The organism is Mycobacterium sp. IDUB_36 (assembly GCF_055419225.1).
Genome location: NZ_JBVAXH010000001.1, coordinates 2783812 through 2802817, shown reverse-complemented (window position 1 = coordinate 2802817; position 19006 = coordinate 2783812). Strand labels below are relative to the sequence as shown.

General features: G+C 67.5%; 19 protein-coding genes. 8 read left to right on the top strand and 11 right to left on the bottom strand.

Annotated features, from left to right (window positions below; all coding sequences use genetic code 11):
* Window position 1: 1 nt before the first annotated feature.
* Window positions 2-1186: a 3-hydroxy-9,10-secoandrosta-1,3,5(10)-triene-9,17-dione monooxygenase oxygenase subunit gene (gene hsaA / locus ACZYW1_RS13830; RefSeq protein WP_463786576.1), complete on the bottom strand. Its 1185-nt coding sequence runs from the start codon at window positions 1184-1186 to the stop codon at window positions 2-4.
* A 143-nt stretch (window positions 1187-1329) separates the two neighbouring features.
* Between hsaA and ACZYW1_RS13825 the strand changes: the two genes are divergently transcribed.
* Window positions 1330-2415, top strand: coding sequence for a 2Fe-2S iron-sulfur cluster-binding protein (locus tag ACZYW1_RS13825; protein ID WP_463786575.1), 1086 nt, complete (start codon window positions 1330-1332; stop codon window positions 2413-2415).
* Window positions 2416-2463: 48 nt separating this feature from the next.
* A complete protein-coding gene (locus tag ACZYW1_RS13820; protein WP_463786574.1) occupies window positions 2464-2997 on the top strand; it encodes a hypothetical protein in 534 nt (177 codons plus the stop codon).
* 47 nt (window positions 2998-3044) lie between these two features.
* Here the strand turns inward: ACZYW1_RS13820 and ACZYW1_RS13815 are convergent, their stop codons facing one another.
* Window positions 3045-5168, bottom strand: a complete 2124-nt coding sequence (locus ACZYW1_RS13815) for an acyl-CoA dehydrogenase family protein (RefSeq protein ID WP_463786572.1) — start codon at window positions 5166-5168, stop codon at window positions 3045-3047.
* A 283-nt stretch (window positions 5169-5451) separates the two neighbouring features.
* Here ACZYW1_RS13815 and kstR point away from each other — a divergent pair, with 283 nt between their 5' ends.
* Window positions 5452-6057 (top strand): cholesterol catabolism transcriptional regulator KstR, encoded by a 606-nt coding sequence (gene kstR, locus ACZYW1_RS13810; protein WP_463787826.1) that lies wholly within the window; start codon window positions 5452-5454, stop codon window positions 6055-6057.
* A gap of 3 nt (window positions 6058-6060) precedes the next feature.
* On the opposite strand, the gene ACZYW1_RS13805 is transcribed toward kstR, so the two are convergent.
* Window positions 6061-7134 (bottom strand): LacI family DNA-binding transcriptional regulator, encoded by a 1074-nt coding sequence (locus ACZYW1_RS13805; RefSeq protein ID WP_463786570.1) that lies wholly within the window; start codon window positions 7132-7134, stop codon window positions 6061-6063.
* 174 nt (window positions 7135-7308) lie between these two features.
* Here ACZYW1_RS13805 and ACZYW1_RS13800 point away from each other — a divergent pair, with 174 nt between their 5' ends.
* Window positions 7309-8067, top strand: coding sequence for a LamB/YcsF family protein (locus tag ACZYW1_RS13800; RefSeq protein WP_463786569.1), 759 nt, complete (start codon window positions 7309-7311; stop codon window positions 8065-8067).
* Window positions 8067-8993: an MBL fold metallo-hydrolase gene (locus ACZYW1_RS13795; protein ID WP_463786567.1), complete on the top strand. Its 927-nt coding sequence runs from the start codon at window positions 8067-8069 to the stop codon at window positions 8991-8993. The genes ACZYW1_RS13800 and ACZYW1_RS13795 overlap by 1 nt, the downstream gene beginning before the upstream one ends.
* Before the next feature lie 25 nt (window positions 8994-9018).
* Here the strand turns inward: ACZYW1_RS13795 and ACZYW1_RS13790 are convergent, their stop codons facing one another.
* The 7 genes from ACZYW1_RS13790 to carD form a co-directional block, all read right to left on the bottom strand.
* Complete coding sequence (locus tag ACZYW1_RS13790; RefSeq protein ID WP_463786565.1) at window positions 9019-9945, bottom strand: glycerophosphodiester phosphodiesterase family protein; 927 nt, start codon at window positions 9943-9945, stop codon at window positions 9019-9021.
* Between the two features lie 10 nt (window positions 9946-9955).
* Entirely contained in the window at window positions 9956-10504 is a 549-nt protein-coding gene (locus tag ACZYW1_RS13785; RefSeq protein WP_463786563.1) for a hypothetical protein, read from the bottom strand.
* A 1-nt stretch (window position 10505) separates the two neighbouring features.
* A complete protein-coding gene (rlmB, locus tag ACZYW1_RS13780) occupies window positions 10506-11435 on the bottom strand; it encodes a 23S rRNA (guanosine(2251)-2'-O)-methyltransferase RlmB (RefSeq protein ID WP_463786561.1) in 930 nt (309 codons plus the stop codon).
* Entirely contained in the window at window positions 11425-12837 is a 1413-nt protein-coding gene (cysS, locus tag ACZYW1_RS13775) for a cysteine--tRNA ligase (protein WP_463786559.1), read from the bottom strand. The genes rlmB and cysS overlap by 11 nt, the downstream gene beginning before the upstream one ends.
* Window positions 12838-12979: 142 nt before the next feature.
* Window positions 12980-13465: a 2-C-methyl-D-erythritol 2,4-cyclodiphosphate synthase gene (ispF, locus tag ACZYW1_RS13770; RefSeq protein ID WP_463786558.1), complete on the bottom strand. Its 486-nt coding sequence runs from the start codon at window positions 13463-13465 to the stop codon at window positions 12980-12982.
* Window positions 13462-14133 (bottom strand): 2-C-methyl-D-erythritol 4-phosphate cytidylyltransferase, encoded by a 672-nt coding sequence (ispD, locus tag ACZYW1_RS13765; RefSeq protein ID WP_463786556.1) that lies wholly within the window; start codon window positions 14131-14133, stop codon window positions 13462-13464. The genes ispF and ispD overlap by 4 nt, the downstream gene beginning before the upstream one ends.
* Window positions 14134-14157: 24 nt before the next feature.
* Window positions 14158-14646, bottom strand: a complete 489-nt coding sequence (gene carD / locus ACZYW1_RS13760; RefSeq protein WP_067340958.1) for an RNA polymerase-binding transcription factor CarD — start codon at window positions 14644-14646, stop codon at window positions 14158-14160.
* A gap of 322 nt (window positions 14647-14968) precedes the next feature.
* On the opposite strand from carD, the gene ACZYW1_RS13755 reads away from it, so the two are divergent.
* From ACZYW1_RS13755 to disA, 3 genes are read left to right on the top strand one after another with little or no spacing between them, the layout of a single operon-like run.
* Complete coding sequence (locus tag ACZYW1_RS13755; protein WP_463786554.1) at window positions 14969-15529, top strand: copper chaperone PCu(A)C domain-containing protein; 561 nt, start codon at window positions 14969-14971, stop codon at window positions 15527-15529.
* A 40-nt stretch (window positions 15530-15569) separates the two neighbouring features.
* Window positions 15570-17000: a DNA repair protein RadA gene (gene radA / locus ACZYW1_RS13750; RefSeq protein WP_463786552.1), complete on the top strand. Its 1431-nt coding sequence runs from the start codon at window positions 15570-15572 to the stop codon at window positions 16998-17000.
* Window positions 17000-18112: a DNA integrity scanning diadenylate cyclase DisA gene (disA, locus tag ACZYW1_RS13745; RefSeq protein ID WP_463786551.1), complete on the top strand. Its 1113-nt coding sequence runs from the start codon at window positions 17000-17002 to the stop codon at window positions 18110-18112. The genes radA and disA overlap by 1 nt, the downstream gene beginning before the upstream one ends.
* 15 nt (window positions 18113-18127) lie before the next feature.
* Here the strand turns inward: disA and ACZYW1_RS13740 are convergent, their stop codons facing one another.
* Entirely contained in the window at window positions 18128-18907 is a 780-nt protein-coding gene (locus ACZYW1_RS13740) for a hypothetical protein (RefSeq protein ID WP_463786549.1), read from the bottom strand.
* Window positions 18908-19006 lie beyond the last annotated feature (99 nt).

Genomic DNA, 19006 nt, shown 5'->3' with positions numbered 1-19006 from the left:
CTCAGACCATGGTGTCGCCGGGCGGCAACCCGAACTCGTGATTACCGAAGATCTGGTAAGCGCGCTCAGGGTCGTTGGCCGCATGCACCCGGCCGGCGTGCGCGTCACGCCAGAACCGTTGCACCGGCGCATCGCTGGCCAACGCGGTCGCACCGGAGGCTTCGAACAACCGGTCAACCGAGGCGATCGAACGGCCGGTGGCACGCACCTGGTCACGACGAGCGCGAGCCCGCATCTCGAACGGAATCTCCTTACCCGCCGACAACAGCGCGTACTCGTCGCCGACGTTGCCGATCAACTGCCGCCACGCCGCATCGATGTCGCTGGCAGCTTCGGCGATACGCACCTTGGCGAACGGGTCGTCCTTCGCCTTCTCGCCGGCGAACGCCGCCCGCACCCGCTTGCCCTGGTGCTCCACGTGCGCCTCGTAAGCGCCATAGGCCATGCCGACGATCGGTGCCGAGATGGTCGTGGGATGCATTGTGCCCCAGGGCATCTTGTACACCGCGGCGGTGTTGTTCTGGTAACCGCCGGCGGTGCCGTCGTTCATCTGCTTGTAGGACAGGAACCGGTGCCGCGGCACGAAGACGTCCTTGACGACGACGGTGTTGCTGCCAGTTCCCTTGAGGCCCACCACATGCCAGACGTCGTCGATGCGGTAGTCGGTGCGCGGGATCAGGAAGCTGCCGAAGTCGACCGGCCGGCCGTCCTTGATCACCGGTCCGCCGAGGAAGGCCCAGGTGGCGTGGTCACAGCCCGAGGACCAGTTCCACGATCCGTTGACCAGATACCCGCCGTCGACGACCGTGCCCGCACCCATCGGCGCGTAGGACGACGAGACACGCACGTTCGTGTCGTCACCCCAGACCTCGTCCTGAGCCTGCTGGTCGAACAACGCCAAGTGCCAGTTGTGCACTCCGATGATGGAGCTGACCCACCCGGTGGATCCGCATGCGCTGGCGATCCGGCGGACCGCTTCGTAGAACACCGCGGGATCGGTTTCCAGCCCGCCCCACTGCTTGGGCTGCAGCAGTTTGAAGAAGCCGATCTCCTGGAGTTCGCTCACTGTGGCGTCCGGCAGACGGCGCAGGTCCTCGGTCTCCTGAGCCCGCTGGCGCAGCTTGGGCAGTAGGTCGTCGATGCCGTCTAGGACCGACTGGGCGTCACGTTGTTGAATGGACGTCACGGCTTCCTCCAAAGGTGGCTTACGTAGACCAAGACTAGAACACGTTCCGATTCGTGTCGAGCGGCCTATTGCTGCGGCTGGTAGCGATACCTATCCACGTTTCTGTAACCTGTTCTAGTTATGACGGACGGAAAGGCGGGGTTGTGACGGGCACAATTCCCGACGAACCACTTGGCAGTCACGTTCTGGAGCTGGAGATCGCCGACGTCGTCGTCGAGACAGACGACGCGCGGTCGCTGGTGTTCAGCGTCCCGAGCGGCCCGGAGGATCCCGCGGTGCCGCCCGAACGGCTGCGCTACGCCCCGGGTCAGTTCCTGACCCTGCGGATCCCCAGCGACCGCACCGGCTCGGTCGCCCGCTGCTATTCGCTGTGCAGTTCGCCGTTCTCCGACGAGGCGCTGACGGTCACCGTCAAGCGCGACAAAGACGGTTATGCGTCGAACTGGCTCTGCGACAACGCGCGCGCCGGGATGCGCATCCACGTGCTGGCTCCCTCGGGGACGTTCGTCCCCAAGACGCTCGACAACGACTTCGTCCTGCTGGCGGCCGGCAGTGGGATCACGCCGATCATGTCGATCTGCAAGTCAGCGCTGTCGGAGGGCGGCGGACAGGTGACCCTGCTCTACGCCAACCGCGACGAGCGGTCGGTAATCTTCGGTGACGCGCTCCGCGAGCTGGCCGCCAAGTATCCGGACCGGCTGACCGTCGTGCACTGGCTGGAGTCGTTGCAGGGGCTGCCGTCGGCGAATGCGCTGGCGCAGCTGGTCGCGCCGTTCACCGGCCGGCAGGCATTCATCTGCGGGCCCGGGCCGTTCATGGCAGCTGCCCGTGAGGCGTTCGAGAGTGCGAAAGTGCCTGCGGGGCAAGTGCATTTCGAGGTGTTCAAATCGCTGGACAGTGACCCGTTCGCGGCGGTGAAGATCGAACACGACGATGACGATGACGCCGCGGGCCCGGCCAGTGCGGTGGTCGAACTCGACGGCGAGACCCACACCGTGTCGTGGCCGCGCAAGGCCAAGCTGCTCGACGTGCTGCTGGACGCCGGCCTGGATGCGCCGTTCTCCTGCCGCGAAGGACACTGCGGCGCCTGCGCCACCACCTTGCGCAACGGAAAGGTGAACATGGAGGTCAACGATGTTCTCGAACAGCAGGATCTGGACGACGGCTTGATCCTGGCGTGCCAGGCGCACCCCGAGACCGATTCGGTCGAAGTCACTTACGACGAATAGCCGCGGCGTAAGTTCTGCTCAGGCGCGGCGAGACGGAGGACGAAGCAGATGATGCGGCTGGTCACGGCATTGGCGGGCGTTGGCCTGATGCTCGCGTTGACACCGCCCGCGATCGCGCCGGCGGCGGCCAACACCGCCACCTCGCTGATCCCGCTCAACGACGGCAGCCAGCTGGAAACCCGCGCCACGCTCGACTGCCACGCCGCGAACGGCACGTGTGACTTCACCGTCGGCGCCGGCCGCAGGACCGGTGACGCCCTCGATGGCTTCCCCCACGACCTCTGGTCACGACAGAGCACCGATATTCGCTCGATGGACCGCACGCTGTACCTCGACGTGCACGCCTACGCGCAGTACGACCGGGTGTTCAAAGAGGGTGGCAACGACAACGTCACCACCATCTACATGGGTGAGGGCCCGCTGGAGAAGTATCAGACCACCGGGCGGATCGACGCGACTGACTGGCACACCGGCCAGCCGCGCACCGACAAGCCGGTGATCATGTGCACGCACATCCAGGTGGTCTACGGCGGCAACAACATCACCTCGCCGAGCACCTGCGCGCAGGCCGCCTTCTCCTGAGCCCTCAGCCGCGAAACTGACTGCAAGGTCGCGGTTTCGGTGTTGACTCAGCGGGGCAGACCGAGAAGCCGCTCGGCGGCGACGGTCAGCAGGATCTGCTCGGTACCGCCGGCAATCGTCAGGCAACGGGTGTTCAGGAAGTCCTTGACAGTGTTGTCGGCGACGATGCCCGAGCCCTCGCTGAGGTCCATCCGGTATTCGGCCAGCGCCTGCCGGTAGCGGACTCCGATCAGCTTTCGGACACTCGACTGCGCGCCCGGGTCCTGACCGCCGACGGCTAACTGGGCGATGCGCTGGTCGAGCAGTGAGCCGACCTGCGCGGTGATGATCAGGTGGGCAAGCTGATCTTGTTGTGCGACATCGATATTCGCCTTGGCCGCCTCGTCGAGCAGCTGCTCCATCGGGTTGCCCAGCGCGGTGCCGGCGGCCATTGCGATACGTTCGTTGGCCAGTGTGGTGCGGGCCAGGCGCCAGCCGTCGTTGACGGTGCCGACCACCATCTCGTCGGGAACGAACACGTTGTCCAGGAAGACTTCGTTGAACAATGCGTCGCCGGTGATCTCACGCAGCGGCCGGATCTCGATACCCGGCGAGGTCATGTCGATCAGGAAATACGAGATGCCTTTGTGCTTGGGAGCTTCGGGGTCGGTGCGGGCCAGGCAGACACCCCACTGCGCTTTGTGCGCCGACGAGGTCCACACCTTCTGGCCGGTCAACTCCCAGCCACCGTCGACACGAACCGCTTTGGTGCGCAGCGATGCCAGGTCCGATCCGGCACCAGGCTCGGAAAACAATTGGCACCAGAAGATTTCGCCGCTCAACGTGCCCGGAACGAAGCGCTCGATCTGCTCGGGCGTTCCGTGCTCGAGGATGGTCGGCGCGGCCCACCAGCCGATCACCAGATCGGGTCGGCTCACACCGGCCGACGCCAGTTCCTGATCGATCAACAGCTGCTCGGCCGGCCCGGCGCCGCGGCCGTACGGCTTCGGCCAGTGTGGCGCCAGCAGACCCGCTTCGGCCAACCCGGCCTGCCGCTCGCCCTCTGCCGTAGCAGCGACTCCTGCTGCGGCACTGGCAATTTCGGGCCGAAGGTCGGCGACGTCACTGAGGTCGATGCTGAGATCGCGGCGGACACCGTCCTGGGTCAACTCGGCCGTCCGGCGCAGCCAGTGCGCGGGGCCCCCGAGGAACTGGCCGATACCGTAGGCGCGGCGCAGGTACAGGTGAGCATCGTGCTCCCAGGTGATGCCGATGCCACCGAGAACCTGGATGCAGTCCTTGGTGTTGGCCTTTGCCGCCTCGATCGCGAGACCCGCGGCGATGGCGGCCGCGATGGACAGCTGCCGGGGGTCGCCGTCCTGTGCGGCGCGAGCGGCGTCCGCAGCGGCGACCGCGATCTGCTCGGTGCGACAGAGCATCTCGGCGCACAGATGCTTGATCGCCTGGAAGCTGCCGATCGGTTTGCCGAATTGTTCCCGAACCTTCGCGTAGGCGACCGCAGTGTCCAGCGCCCAGCGGGTGATCCCCGCGGCCTCGGCGGACAACACCGTCGCGGTCAGATCGGACACCCAGCCCACCGGGGCGTCGATCACGCTCGCCGGGGCCGAGGTGAGTACCGCCCGGGCCAGCGGGCGGGAGAAGTCGGTGGGGTGCAACGCCTCGACGACGACAGTGCCCGCGGCATCGGCAGCGCTCGGGTCGACCAGCAGCCACTCCTCTCCGGCCGGAAACAACAGCAGCCCGTCGGCGAGGCCGCCGAGCACCCACGGCAGGGTTCCGGACACCTGGGAGGCCGTCTCGTCGAATTCGACGTCGCTTTCGAAGGCCACTCCGGCGGTGCGCTCGCCGGCAGCCAGAGCCGTCCGCAGCGCGGGGTCGGACACTACGAGTGTGGCTAAGGCGGTGGTGGCCACCGGGCCGGGCACCAACGCCCGTGCGGCTTCCTCGACCATCGCCGAGAGGTCCTCGACGCTGCCGTCGGCGCCGCCGCACTCTTCGGGGACCGCGACGCCGAACAGGCCCAGGTTGGCCAGGCCTTCGAATGCGGTGCGCCAGGCGTTCGGCTCACCCTGCTCGATATCCCGAACCGCCTCCGTCGCGCCGCTGCCGGCCGCCCAGTCGCGGACCAACTCCCGCGCCGCAAACTGCTCGTCGGCGATACTCGTGGCCACCTGAACTCCTCGATCGACGGGGAACGGCGCAGCGCGAGAGGCAACGCGCAGCACTAGAACGTGTTCTAATAGTGCCAGTGTTCGACCGTCAAGTCGAATGCCATCGCAGCAGGACATCCGGGTGTCCAGGCCGCACGGAGGTGAGAGATTCGCGCTCGGCATGCGTATCGTTTCGGGCGAGCGCGTAAGAGAAGGAGCAGTCCGTCAGATGTCGTCACCGGCGAACAAGAACTCGGGATCATCCGCGAGTTCATCCTCCGCGCAACCTCGTGAGGTGTTGAACGTGGCGGTGCTGGCCGAGTCGGAGCTCGGCTCCGAAGCGCAGCGGGAGCGGCGCAAGCGCATTCTCGATGCGACCATGGCGATCGCCTCGAAGGGCGGCTACGAGGCCGTTCAGATGCGCGCGGTGGCCGACCGTGCCGACGTCGCGGTGGGCACGCTGTACCGGTACTTCCCGTCCAAGGTGCACCTGCTGGTCTCGGCGCTGGGCCGGGAGTTCGAGCGCATCGACGCCAAGACCGATCGCTCGACGCTGGTCGGCGGATCGCCGAATCAGCGACTGAACTTCATGATCAGCAAACTCAACCGCGCGATGCAGCGCAACCCGCTGCTCACCGAGGCCATGACCCGCGCTTACGTCTTCGCCGATGCGTCGGCGGCCGGCGAGGTGGATCAGGTGGAGAAGCTGATCGATTCGATGTTCGCCCGCGCGATGAGCGACGGCGAGCCGACCGAGGAGCAGTACCACATCGCCCGGGTGATCTCGGACGTGTGGACGAACAACCTGCTTGCCTGGCTGACCCGGCGGGCGTCGGCGACCGACGTCGCCAAGCGGCTGGAGTTGGCGGTTCGGCTCCTGATCGGCGACGAGAACACCGCCCAGGTGTAGAGGTCAGGCCGGCGCGACGGCAGTGCGGCCGTGGATCAGCGTGGTGCCGAGCACCTCGACGGTCGGGTCGAGGTCTCCGCTCAGTAAGAGCTCGCCGGCGCGTCGTCCCTTCTGCAGGCTCGGCTGGGCGACCGTGGTCAGGCCGCGGTTCATCGCCTCGGGCACGCCGTCGAAGCCGGTGACGGTCATCTGGCCGGGCACGAGTGTGCCGCGGGCGCGCAGATATTCCAGCGCCGAGACTGCCAGCACGTCGGCGGTGCACATCAGCGCGGTGATCCGCGGGTTGGCCTGCAGCGCGATGTCGGCAGCAACGCCGCCGGATGTCGGAGTGTGCTCGTGACTCTCGACGACGGTCAACGAGTCCGGGTCGAGTCCGGCCGCGACCATCGCCTCGCGCACCCCCTGGATGCGTTCGTTCTGAACATGAAAAGTGGACGCCCGCAGGCGCTTCATGTCGGCCAGACCCTGGTGCCGGTCACGTAGCAGCCGCATCGTCAGCAGACCGATGTCGCGATGCCCCAAACCGACGACGTAGTCGGCGATTTCGCGCATCGCCGATCGGTCGTCGATGCCGACCCAGGATGCGCCGGGCACGCCTTTGGGTTGGTCGACCACCACCAACGGCAGCCGCCGCTGCAACACCACCTGAAGGTAGGGGTCGTCGCCGGCCGACGAATAGACCACGAACCCGTCCACTCCCGCGGCGAGCACCGACGCCGTTCCGTCGGCGACGCTTCGGCCGGGTCCCACTGCCACCAGCAGCAGACCCTGGCCGAGGACCTCGCACGACTGGGCAAGTCCAGCAACGAAATCCAGAGCCGCGGGATCGCTGAACGAGTAGGTGAGCGGCTCGGTGATCACCAGGCCCACCGCACCGGCCTTGCGGGTTCGCAGCGAGCGGGCCACCGGATCGGGCCCGGGATAGCCCAGGCGCTTGGCGGTGGCGAGCACCCTTTCGCGCAGCGCGTCCGACAGTTGGTCGGGCCGGTTGTAGGCGTTCGAGATGGTCGTCCGCGACACCTTGAGCTCGGCCGCCAGCGAGGCCAGGGTCGCCCGGCGTCGCGGCAATGGGCTCATAACCTGCGAGTTTAACGGGCAGTTGTCGGGTCAGCCGTCTTTCGGCAACTACGCCTGCGTGCAGGACGCCCGACGATCTCACCGACGTCGGCATCCGCCTGCGATCGCCACTGCTGTGCCGGGAATCGCCACAGTCCCAAAGCGGCGGGCGATCGCGCGCTTAAGCTGTCGACCGTGGCCAGAATCGACCTCAACGCCGACCTCGGTGAGGGCTTCGGCGTGTGGCGACTCGGCGACGACGACGCGATGCTCGGCGTCGTCAGCAGCGCCAACGTCGCGTGCGGTTTTCACGCCGGTGACCCGGCCGGACTGCTGTCGGTGTGCCGGTTGGCAGCCGAGCGCGGTGTGCGAATCGGTGCTCAGGTGAGCTACCGCGACCTGGCCGGTTTCGGCCGGCGCTTCATCGACGTCGCACCCGAGGATCTACTGGCCGACGTGGTGTATCAGATCGGCGCCCTGCAGGGCCTGGCCGCGGCCGCCGGCTCAGCGGTGTCCTACGTCAAACCCCATGGCGCGCTGTACAACACGATCGTGACGAATCGCGACCAGGCGGCCGCCGTCGCGGAAGCGGTGCGGAGCGTCGATCCGGGTTTGCCGGTGCTCGGCCTGGCGGGCTCGTCGTTCTTCGACGAAGCCGAGCGGTGTGGTCTTCGCACGGTCGCCGAGGCGTTCGCCGACCGCGCCTATCAGGCTGACGGTCGACTCGTCTCGCGGCGTGAGCCCGGCGCGGTGCTGGACGACGCGGCCGCGATCGCCGAGCGGGTGCTGACCATGGTGACCTCGGGGACCGTCACCGCCGTCGACGGTTCGACCCTTGATGTGAGCGTGGAATCGGTTTGTGTGCATGGTGATTCACCGGGCGCGGTGCAGATCGCGACCGCTGTGCGGCACCGGCTGCAGGCCGCCGGTATCGAGCTGGAGGCATTCTGCTGATGCGCCTGCGACCGGGACGTCCGGACCTCGAACGGCACGCACACCGCTTCACCGTGCCGGCCGCCGCTTCCGATGCGCCGTTGACGGTGACGTGGTTGGGGGTGTCGACGCTGCTGATCGACGACGGATCCTCGGCGCTGATGACCGACGGCTTCTTCTCCCGGCCGAGCCTGGCCCGGGTCGGGCTCGGCAAAGTGTCGCCGTCGCCTGCCCGGGTCGACGGGTGTCTCGCGCGAGTCGGGATCACCCGCCTCGCGGCGGTTGTGCCGGTGCACACCCACTTCGACCACGCCTTGGATTCCGCGCTCGTCGCCGACCGCACCGGCGCCCAGTTGGTCGGAGGCGAGTCCGCGGCGAATGTGGGCCGCGGCCACGGCCTCGACGAGGACCGCTTGGTGGTCGCCGACTCGGGTGTGCCGATCCGGCTGGGCGAGTTCGACATCACGCTGGTGAAGTCACACCACAGTCCGCCTGACCGTTTCCCCGGAACCATCGACGAACCCGTGGTGCCGCCGGTGAAGGCTGCCGCCTACCGGTGCGGGGAGGCGTGGTCGACACTGATCCATCACCGTTCGTCGGACCGTCGAGTCTTGGTCCAGGGGAGTGCCGGTTTTGTCAGAGGTGCACTGGCCGGTCAGCGCGCCGACGTCGTCTATCTGGGCATTGGTCAGCTCGGTGCGCTCCCGGAGTCCTACATCGTCGACTACTGGGCGGAGACGGTGCGGACCGTCGGCGCACAACGGGTGGTGCCGGTGCACTGGGACGACTTCTTCCGGCCGTTGTCAAAGCCGTTGCGGGCCTTGCCTTATGTCGCTGACGACCTGGACATCTCGTTGCGGGTCCTCGATGATTTAGCGGCCCGCGACGGTGTCACGCTGGAGATGCCGACGGTATGGCGGCGCGAGGATCCCTGGGTGCGCGTGTGACGGGCGCTCGCATCTTGTCGCACAGCTAGTTTCGGCGGTACGCCGCGGGCAAGGGCATGCCCCGTTCGGCCAGCACGCCTCGCAACACGGCCGGATAATTCGTGATGATGCCGTCGACCCCGTCGTCGATCTGGGTCCGCATGTCGTCGACGTTGTCCACGGTCCATGGAAGGACGGTGAGTGACGAGGCGTGCGCGCGGTCGACCAGACCGCGATCGACCAGTGCGTGATCCGGTGACAGAATCGTGGCGCCGACCGTCGCGGCACCGACGACCGGGTCGCCGACCACCGCGGGGTTGACGCCTGCCAGCCACGGCGAGCCGGTGCTCCAGGTGTGGGCATCCCACAAGGCCGCCAGTCGTATTGACGGATCGATGCGACGCACCAGATCCAGCGTTCGCCAGTCGAAGCTTTCCATCTCGACACGGTCGAGCCGGCCCGCGGCACGGACGGCGCTCAGGATCACCCCGACGAATGTCTCGGGAGCGGCGGTTCGAGCAGGCTGCTCGGCATCGACCTTTGTCTCGATGTCGAACCGGACGTCGGCGCGGTACTCGTCGAACAGGGCGAAGACCTCAGGCAATACGGCAATGGTGTTGCCGCAGTTCAGCGTTCGGATTTGGGCGAGCGTGAGATCGTGCACGAGCTTGCCGCGGTAGGGGAACTGCGGATCACCCGCGAAGGCCGGCGTGGTGTCCTGGCATTTCATCGGGTCGATGAAATCGTCGTGCCACACCACCGGCTGGTGGTCCTTTGTGATACCGATATCGAGTTCCAATGTGCTGACGCCGATTTCGAGTGCATTGGCAAAGGCCGGCAGCGACTCCCCCGTTCCCGCACCGGCCGGCCCGCCTTGGTGCGCAACCACGTCGAACGCGGCGGGTTCGGCATGGACGCTGGGGGCCAAGACAGTTGCGGCCGAGAAGAGCAGGACGATCAGCTGGACGGACATGGTGTCGAGGCTAGCGTGATTCGCGGAAGATCGACGACCCGGCTAGCCGGATGCGTTGGCCTGCCCTGGATTTCGACAGTTGAGGAGCTACCGATTCAGCGATGACATAGCCGAGCGCACCGGCGAGTGCTGCGAACTTGATCAGGGCGGCACCGCGGGCTCGGCGGGCGTTGCGGTCGACCTGCTCGCGGTCGAGCACCTTGAGCAGCGACACACCCTCGACGGCGTCACCGGCGACCGCGACGGCCACGGCTGTGGTCAGCACCTGTGGATGCCCCCAACGGCGACGGGCGCGCTCCACCAGTAGCCCCGTCAGCACCCCGTATGTCGCCATGTACCCGAAGTCGAGCCACATCGACGTACGCGCCGCGCGCTGGCCGCTGCGACCCCACTGCCCCAGGATCTGCTCGGCGCGAAAACCGCTGCCGGCCAATTCGAACGCGATGATTCCAGGACCACCGGTGGCCAGCATGCGTCGTTCCAGAGCCGCCATCACCACCGTGTAGCCGGTGAATGCACCGGCCGCCACGAGAATCTTGTTGTCGCGCAACCAATCCATCTCAGCGACGGCGCTGACGTGCGATCTCGGCCAGCACCACCCCGGCAGCCACCGAGGCATTCAACGATTCGGTCGGCCCGGACATCGGAATCGAGATCACCGCATCGCAGGCCTGGCGGACCAGGCGGGACAGTCCCTTGCCTTCCGATCCCACCACGACGACGATCGGACCGCCGCCATCCACCTCGTCGACGACGGTGTCACCGTCGGCGTCGAGGCCGACGAGCTGCAGGCCTTTGTCGGCCCAATCCTTCAGGGTCCGATTGAGATTGGTGGCCCGCGCGATGGGGATCCGCGCAGCGGCGCCGGCGCTGGTCCGCCAGGCGACGGCGGTCACCGACGCGGACCGCCGCTCCGGGATCAGTACCCCGTGCCCACCGAACGCCGCTACTGAGCGGACAATCGCCCCGAGATTTCGCGGGTCGGAGATGTTGTCGAGCGCGACCAGCAACGCGGGCGGGTTGTTCAGCGCCGTCTTGAGCAGCTCGTCCGGGTGTAAATAAGCGTAGGGCGGCACCTGCAGCGCGATGCCCTGATGCAGCCCGTTGGTGGTCATCCGGTCCAGGTCGTGTCGCGGCACTTCCAGGATCGCGATGCCGGAATCGGCTGCCAGCGTGACGGATTCGCTGAGCCGCTCGTCGGCCTGGGCGCCGAGCGCGACGTACAGCGCGGTGGCCGGGACCCCGGCACGCAGGCACTCGAGCACCGGGTTGCGTCCCAGCACCGTCTCGGCGGCGTCCTCTTTACGCCGCGGGGGGCGCCGGGATTGCGCCTTGGCCTGCTTGCCGGCCGGATGGTTGGGCCGCATGTGGGCCGGCGGAGTCGCGCCGCGACCTTCCAACCCACGGCGCCGTTGCCCGCCTGAGCCGACCGTCGGGCCCTTCTTCGACGTCTTGCGGATCGCGCCGCGGCGCTGAGAGTTACCGGCCATCGGCCTGGGACTCCAACGACCATTGCGGGCCGTCGCCGGTGTCGGTGACCTCGATGCCGGCGTCTTTGAGACGATCGCGAATCTCGTCGGCCAGCTTCCAGTCACGTTGTGCGCGAGCCTGTTGGCGTCGTTCCAGCTCGGCGCGAACCAGCACGTCCACCGCACCCAGCGCGGCCGACGTCTCGTCGCGCGACACCCAGCGCTCGTCGAGCGGGTCACAGCCGAGAATGCCCATCATGGCGCGGATCGCGCCGGCTTCGGCGAGCGCGGTGTCATGGTCGCCCGCATCGAGCGCGCGGTTGCCCTCGGCGCGGGTGCGGTGCACTTCGGCCAGCGCCGTCGGCACGGCCAGGTCGTCGTTGAGCGCGGCGGCGAATCGCGGAGTCCACTCACCGGGTTCGACAGCGCCGACCCGGGTGCGCACCCGGTGCAGGAAATCCTCGATCCCGACGTAGGCGTTGACCGCGTCCTTCAATGCGGTTTCGGAGAATTCGAGCATCGAACGGTAGTGCGCGCTGCCCAGGTAATACCTGAGTTCGGCGGCGCGGACGCGCTGCAGCATCGCCGGGATCGCCAACACGTTGCCCAGCGACTTGCTCATCTTTTCGCCGCCCAGCGTCACCCAGCCGTTGTGCAGCCAGTACCTGGCGAACTTGTCACCCGCCGCGCAGCTCTGCGCGATCTCGTTCTCGTGATGCGGGAACACGAGATCCATTCCACCGCAATGAATGTCGAATTCCGACCCGAGATAGGTCCGGGCCATCGCCGAGCATTCCAGATGCCACCCAGGTCGTCCGCGTCCCCAGGGCGTGGGCCAGGACGGCTCGCCGGGTTTGGCGGCCTTCCACAGCGTGAAGTCGCGCTGATCGCGCTTACCGGTCGCGACGCCTTCACCCTGATGCACGTCGTCGATCCGGTGACCGGACAACTTGCCGTAGTCGGGGTAGCTCAGCACGTCGAAGTAGACGTCGCCGCAGCCTTCGTAGGCGTTGCCGGACTCCACCAGTCGCTCGATCAGTTCGACCATCTGGGTGATGTGGCCGGTGGCCCGTGGCTCGACGGACGGCGGCAGGACGCCCAGCGAGTCGTAGGCGGCGGAGAACGCCCGCTCGAAGGTGGCCGCCCACTCCCACCACGGCCGCTCGGCCGCAGCGGCCTTGTTCAGGATCTTGTCGTCGATATCGGTGACGTTGCGGACGAACGCGACGTCGCAGCCACGCGCGGTCAGCCAGCGCCGCAGGATGTCGAAAGCGACTCCGCTGCGCACGTGGCCGATGTGCGGCAGGCCCTGGACGGTAGCCCCGCAGAGGTAAATGGAAACGTGACCGGGGCGCAGCGGAACGAATTCACGAACGGCGCCGGTTGCCGTGTCGTGTAGCCGCAGGTCGGCGCGATCGGTCACGACGTGCCAGCTTACCGGGCCGAACACGGCGCCGATGACCACCGCGGCCCGGGTGGGTCGATTCGGGCTACAAAGCCCGACGGATTCGACCCGGGGTCTCGCCGGCAAGGGAAACGATCAGTGCGAGGCGAATGACTCGCGGCTAACCGAGGTTCTCGACGCTGCCGACCAGCAGAGCCGTTGCGATGGCCGCGCGACCCTCGCCACGCCCGGTCAGGCCCAGGCCGTCGGTGGTGGTTGCCGACACCGATACCGGCGCGTGCAGGACTTCCGACAGCGCGGCCTGTGCTTCGTCGCGGCGGGGACCCACTTTCGGCCGGTTTCCGATCACCTGGACAGCGGCATTTCCGACCTGAAAGCCGCGCTCGGCGAGCAGATCGGCGACGTGGCGCAACATCGTCATGCCGCTGACGCCGGCCCAGCGCGGGTCGTCGACGCCGAACACCGCGCCGATGTCGCCCAGGCCGGCAGCGGAGAGCAAGGCGTCGCACAGGGCGTGGACGGCCACGTCGCCGTCGGAGTGTCCGGCGCAGCCGTCGACGTCAGGAAACAGCAGGCCCAGCAGCCAACAGGGCCGGCCGGCCTCGATGACGTGGACGTCGGTGCCCAGCCCGACCCGGACGTTCACCGGCTCACAATCGCTTGAGCCAGCAGCAGATCGAGCCGCGTGGTGATCTTGAAGGCGAGCGGATCGCCGTCGACCACCTGAACCTGCCCGCCGATGTGTTCGACCAGGGACGCGTCGTCGGTGAACTCGGCCGTCCCCGCCTGTCGGTAGGCCCGCAGCAGCAGCTCGGTGACGAACCCCTGCGGTGTCTGCACCGCGCGCAACCCGGCCCGCTCAGGGGTGCCGAGCACGGCGCCGTTGGCGTCGATGGCTTTGATGGTGTCGGCGACCGGCAGCGCGGGAACGACCGCAGGATACCCGGCGCGTAATGCTTCGACGACGCGAACGACCAGCTCGGGCGGTGTCAGCGACCTCGCCGCGTCATGAACGAGCACGTAATCCGGTGTATCCGCCTCGGCGATGGCGGCCAGCGCCCGGCTGACCGAGTCTCCGCGGTTGGCTCCGCCGGCGATCACCGTCGCGTTGTGACCGAGAATGAGCTTGGCCCGGTCGGTGCGGTCGGCGGGCACTGCCACCACCACGCGGTCCACCACGCCAGAACCCAGTAGGCCGTCCACGGCACGCTCGACAAGGGTGCGGCCATCGAGTTCGAAGAAAGCCTTCGGCACCCCGGCAGCCAGACGCTCGCCCGAGCCAGCGGCCGGAACGACCGCGACCGTGCCGGTCAATGCGGGTCCTTGCGCGTCAGAAAATCAGGAAGCGGCGGCCAGAGCCTCGTCGAGGATGGTCTCCGCGCGGGCGTCGTCAGTGCTCTCGGCCAGCGCCAATTCGCCGACCAGGATCTGACGGGCCTTGGCGAGCATCCGCTTCTCGCCGGCGGACAAGCCACGCTCTTGGTCGCGGCGCCACAGGTCGCGAACAACTTCAGCAACTTTGTTGACGTCGCCGGAGGCGAGCTTTTCCAGGTTGGCCTTGTAGCGGCGCGACCAGTTGGTCGGCTCCTCGGTGTGCGGCGCCCGAAGCACCTGGAACACCTTGTCGAGGCCCTCTTGGCCGACCACGTCGCGGACGCCGACGTACTCGGCGTTTTCAGCGGGTACTCGAACGGTCAGGTCGCCCTGCGCCACTTTCAAGACGAGATACTCTTTTTGTTCCCCTTTGATGGTCCGGGTTTCAATCGCCTCGATCAACGCAGCACCGTGGTGTGGATAGACAACGGTGTCTCCGACCGCAAAATTCATCTGTTTCGAGCCCCTTTCGTCCCTTCATACTAACACGCCGTGCCAACACCCGTGGAACAACGGTGCAGGTCAGGGGCACCGCGGGTGTGGACAGGGGGTTGACAGACCGCCGAATTCATGCAAGGCGGCGGCCAATTCCGAAGCCGTTCATCGACATCCGGAGACGACCGGATGGGCGCCATTCGTCTCAGGAATCGGGTTACTGCGCTGCTACAACCGCCTGCCTACGCATTGGTGGCCCTCAGCTTTCGCCGGCCTGATCGACCTACTACTGTGCATAGTCGAACCACAGGGCGTTCGTGGGCCGAGCAGGAGGCTTTGAGTGAACCGCTTCGACAACCGCGTCTCGAGATCACGTCGCTCGGCAAAGATCGCCGCGCTCGGATCGGGCGCCTTGATCGGCGCCCTGATGATCTCCGGATGCGGGGCCGGCCAGATCGCGCAGACGGCCATGCAGCAATCTGCCGTCAACGGCAACCAGGCCACCGTCAAGAACATTGCCCTGCGCAATGTGCACATCCAGGCGGGGCAGACGGGTGACTTCCTGCGCCCGGGGGCGACGGTCGATCTCGTCCTCGTCGCCGTCAATCAGTCGCCGGACTTCAACGACAGACTGCTCGGCGTCACCACCGAGATCGGCAAGGTGACGGTCACCGGCGATCCCACCCTGCCCGCCAGCGGGGTCTTGTTCGTCGGCGCGCAGAACGGCCAGCCGAAAAAGGCGGACGACGCTGTCGAGGCCGCCGACACGGTCAAGGCGACCATCGCGTTGAGCAAGCCGATCACCAACGGGCCCAACTACGACGTCACCTTCGACTTCGAGAAGGCCGGCAGGGTCAGCCTCGCGGTGCCGATCTCGGCGCCGGAAGGCTCGCACCGCTAGCCTCCACAGTTCTGTCACAGCCGGCGGATACCGTCAGCGGGTGGCCAAGGCGCGATCGCAATACCGCTGTTCGGAGTGCCGCCACGTCACGGCCAAGTGGGTCGGTCGTTGCCTCGAATGTGGCACCTGGGGCTCCGTTGACGAGGTCACGATGCTCAGCGCCGTCCGGGGCAGCAGCCGTCCCGTGGTCAGCCCGTCGTCGGCCGCCGTCCCGATCAGTTCGGTCGAACCCGACGGCACCCGCCACTGCCCCACCGGGATCGACGAGCTCGACCGCGTGCTGGGTGGCGGCGTCGTGCCGGGCTCGGTCACGCTGCTCGCCGGCGATCCGGGGGTAGGCAAGTCGACGCTGCTGCTCAAGGTCGCCCACCAGTGGGCGGCGGCCGGCCGGCGCGCTCTCTATGTATCGGGCGAGGAGTCCAGGGGCCAGATCCGGATGCGGGCCGACCGGACCGGTTGCAGCCACGACGAGCTCTATCTGGCCGCCGACTCGGACCTGCATGCCGTGCTGGGCCACATCGATGCCGTGCAGCCGACGCTGGTGGTGGTCGACTCGGTGCAGACCATGGCCAGCTCTGACACCGACGGCGTGGCCGGCGGCGTCACGCAGGTGCGGGCGGTGACCAGTGCGTTGACCGCGGCGGCGAAAACCACTGGGGTGCCACTGATTCTGATCGGTCATGTCACCAAGGACGGCGCCATCGCCGGCCCCCGCTCGCTCGAGCATCTGGTCGATGTGGTGCTGCACTTCGAAGGCGACCGCAATTCGCTGCTGCGCATGGTGCGTGGCGTGAAGAACCGCTACGGCGCCGCCGAGGAGGTCGGCTGCTTTCTGTTGCAGGACAACGGGATCGAAGGTGTGGCCGACCCGTCCGGGCTCTTCTTGGACCAGCGGCCCGAACCCGTTGCGGGTACCGCGATCACGGTGGCACTCGACGGCAAGCGCCCGCTGGTCGGCGAGATCCAGGCGTTGCTGGCCACCCCGTCGGGCGGCGCACCCCGTCGCGCCGTCAGCGGCATCGACCATGCGCGAGCGGCGATGATCGCGGCCGTGCTGGAAAAGCACGCCCGCCTCAGGATCGCGGTCAACGACGTCTACCTGTCGACCGTCGGCGGGATGCGGCTGACCGACCCATCGTCGGATCTCGCGGTCGCCGTCGCGCTGGCCTCGGCATATGCCAACCTGCCGCTGCCGGCGACCGCCGTGATGATCGGCGAGGTCGGCTTGGCCGGCGATCTCCGTCGGGTCGGCGGGATGGAACGCCGACTGGCCGAAGCCGCCCGTCAGGGCTTCACCACGGCCCTGATCCCGGCGGGCACCATCTCCGTGCCACCGGGGCTGAAGGCGTTGCAGGCGGCCAACATCGGCGCGGCGCTGGAGCACGTCCTCAACATCACCGAGCGCCGCGGCCAGGCCCCCACCCCACCACATCGAGTGGACTCGGCGCCCACAGAGCACAATGAATGGTGATGACGGTCGGCAAATCAACAACGAACGGCTTGGCGCCGCAGCATCGCACCACTCTGCGTGAGGCGGTGGCGCGGCTGGCGCCGGGTACCGCCCTGCGCGACGGCCTCGAGCGCATCCTGCGCGGCCGGACCGGCGCCTTGATAGTCCTCGGCTACGACGACAGCGTCGAAGCGATCTGTGACGGCGGCTTTTCCCTGGACGTGCGCTATGCGCCGACGCGGCTGCGTGAGCTGTGCAAGATGGACGGAGCGGTGGTGCTGTCCACCGACGGCAGCAAGATCCTGCGGGCCAACGTCCAACTGGTGCCCGACCCGTCGATCCCCACCGACGAATCCGGTACCCGGCACCGCTCGGCCGAGCGAGCCGCCAGCCAGACGGGCTATCCGGTGATCTCGGTCAGCCATTCGATGAGCATCGTGACCGTCTACCTCAGTGGTGAACGCCATGTATTGGCTGACTCGTCGACCATTCTGTCGCGGGCCAATCAGGCCATCGCGACCCTCGAACGGTACAAGGCGCGCCTCGACGAAGTCAGCCGCCAGCTGTCGCGGGCCGAGATCGAGGACTTCGTGACTCTGCGTGACGTGATGACTGTCGTGCAGCGGCTCGAGTTGGTCCGCCGAATCGGCGTGGAGCTGGACAACGAGGTCGTCGAGTTGGGTACCGACGGACGCCAGTTGCGACTGCAGCTCGAAGAGCTGCTCGGCGGCAACGACGCCTCGCGCGAGTTGATCGTGCGGGACTATCACGCCAACCCCGAGCCACTGTCCAAGGCCGAAGTTGCGGCCACGCTCGACGAGCTGGATGCCATGTCCGATGCCGAGCTACTCGACTTCACCACGATGGCAAGGGTTTTCGGTTATCCCTCGACCGCGGAGGCACAGGACTCAGCGGTGAGCTCGCGCGGCTACCGGGCGATGTCGGAGATCCCCCGGCTACAGTTCGCCCATGCGGACCGCCTGGTCCGCGAGTTCGGGTCGCTACAGAGCCTGCTCGCCGCCAGTGCGGGCGACCTGGAATCAGTCGAGGGGATCGGCGAGATCTGGGCTCGCCATGTGCGAGAAGGCTTGTCACAGTTGGCCGAATCGACGATCGCCGACCACATCAGTTAACGCTGCCGGCGCGGCTCAGCCGCCGGGTGCGGGCGCCGGTCCGGGCAGCGGACCCGGAGCGGGTCCGGGCGCAGGCCCCGCAGGCGGTGCCTGGCCGGGAGGTAACGCCGGCGCCAGGATGAACGGAACAGCAAGGGAGCGAAGGTTTCCCAGCTGGACGACGAGGTTGTAGGTGCCGGGTCCGATCGCGGGACGCGGCAGCGGGCAGTGCGGCGCCGACCCCATCCCGGTCCAGGTGACCGCGGTGGTGACCTGCTCGCCGGGCGCGAACGTCTTGACCAGTGTCTCGTTGGACGGGGCGCAATCCAGATTCGACCACAACCGCTTGTTGTCCAGCGAGTAGACGTAGGCGGCCAGGACCGCGGCCCCGACATCGCGTTTGCAGGCCACCAGCCCGATGTTGGTCACGACCATCACGAACTTCGGCTGATCGCCGGTGGCGTACTGCGGCGCGTTGGTCAGGCCTTTGACGGCAAGCGTCGAATCCGGGCAGTCGTCGCCGGCGTTGAGCACCGGCGGCGGCTGGACCGCGGCCGTCGGCGTCTCGGCAGGCTGATCGGGATTCTCGCCGACCGGCGGCTCCACCGGGGTCTTGCCCTCGGGGTTCGCGCCTTGCGCGTTCTGCGTCGGCTTCTTGGCGGCGTTGGTGTTGTTGGCGCCGGCGCTTCCACTCAGCATGGCGACGATGATCGCGACGATGACGGCCACCACCACGACGGCGATCCCGATCGCCAATCCCCGGCGACGCCAGTAGATCTCCGGCGGCAGCGGTCCTCGCGGTTCCAGATCCAGCACATTTACACGGTAAGGCCAGGTCACACCGACAGGGTCGACCTGGCTCGGCGTGTCGCCGACTTAGCTCGGAGATCCGGCGGCTGCGACGCCCCGGAACTC

Coding starts and splice junctions, on each gene's coding strand:
- ACZYW1_RS13820 (WP_463786574.1), top strand. CDS start 2,464: ATGATGCGGCTGGTCACGGCATTGGCGGGCGTTGGCCTGATGCTCGCG.
- ACZYW1_RS13805 (WP_463786570.1), bottom strand. CDS start 7,134: ATGAGCCCATTGCCGCGACGCCGGGCGACCCTGGCCTCGCTGGCGGCC.
- ACZYW1_RS13795 (WP_463786567.1), top strand. CDS start 8,067: ATGCGCCTGCGACCGGGACGTCCGGACCTCGAACGGCACGCACACCGC.
- ACZYW1_RS13790 (WP_463786565.1), bottom strand. CDS start 9,945: ATGTCCGTCCAGCTGATCGTCCTGCTCTTCTCGGCCGCAACTGTCTTG.
- ACZYW1_RS13785 (WP_463786563.1), bottom strand. CDS start 10,504: ATGGATTGGTTGCGCGACAACAAGATTCTCGTGGCGGCCGGTGCATTC.
- rlmB (WP_463786561.1), bottom strand. CDS start 11,435: ATGGCCGGTAACTCTCAGCGCCGCGGCGCGATCCGCAAGACGTCGAAG.
- carD (WP_067340958.1), bottom strand. CDS start 14,646: ATGAATTTTGCGGTCGGAGACACCGTTGTCTATCCACACCACGGTGCT.
- disA (WP_463786551.1), top strand. CDS start 17,000: ATGACGGTCGGCAAATCAACAACGAACGGCTTGGCGCCGCAGCATCGC.